Genomic DNA, 619 nt, shown 5'->3' on the forward strand with positions numbered 1-619 from the left:
TGCCCGATCTGCGGCATGGCGCTGGAGCCCGTGGTCGCAGCCGCCGGTGCGCACGAGAACGCCGAGCTCAGGGACATGACCCGCCGCTTCTGGGTGGGCCTCGCCCTGAGCCTGCCGGTGCTGGCGCTGGAGATGGGCGGCCACCTCACGGGACTGGACCACTACGTTCCGCGCGGCGTCTCCAACCGGGTGCAGATGGCGCTGGCGACGCCAGTCGTGCTGTGGGCCGGCTGGCCCTTCTTCGTGCGGGCCTGGGCCTCGCTGGTGAACCGCAGCCTCAACATGTTCACCCTGATCGCCATGGGAACGGGCNCAACATGTTCACCCTGATCGCCATGGGAACGGGCGTCGCCTGGGCCTACAGCATGGTCGCCGTTCTGGCGCCCGGCGTGTTTCCGCCGGCCTTCCGGGCCCATGACGGCTCGGTGGCGGTCTACTTCGAGGCCGCCGCGGTGATCACGGTGCTGGTGCTGCTCGGGCAGGTGCTGGAGCTGCGGGCCCGCGAAAGCACCGGCGGGGCGATCCGGGCCCTGCTCGACCTCGCGCCCAAGACGGCGCGGCTCATCCGGCCGGACGGGAGCGAGCAGGAGGTCCAGCTCGACGCCGTCGAGGTCGGGGC

At 71.7% G+C, this 619-nt stretch carries 1 pseudogene; it reads left to right on the forward strand.

The features are described from left to right. Nucleotides 1-619: pseudogene (locus SLNSH_RS24330) on the forward strand (haloacid dehalogenase); the annotation flags it as partial.

Origin of the sequence: Alsobacter soli, from assembly GCF_003004785.1 — a bacterium.
In the GTDB taxonomy this organism is placed as follows: Bacteria; Pseudomonadota; Alphaproteobacteria; order Rhizobiales; family Beijerinckiaceae; genus Alsobacter; species Alsobacter soli.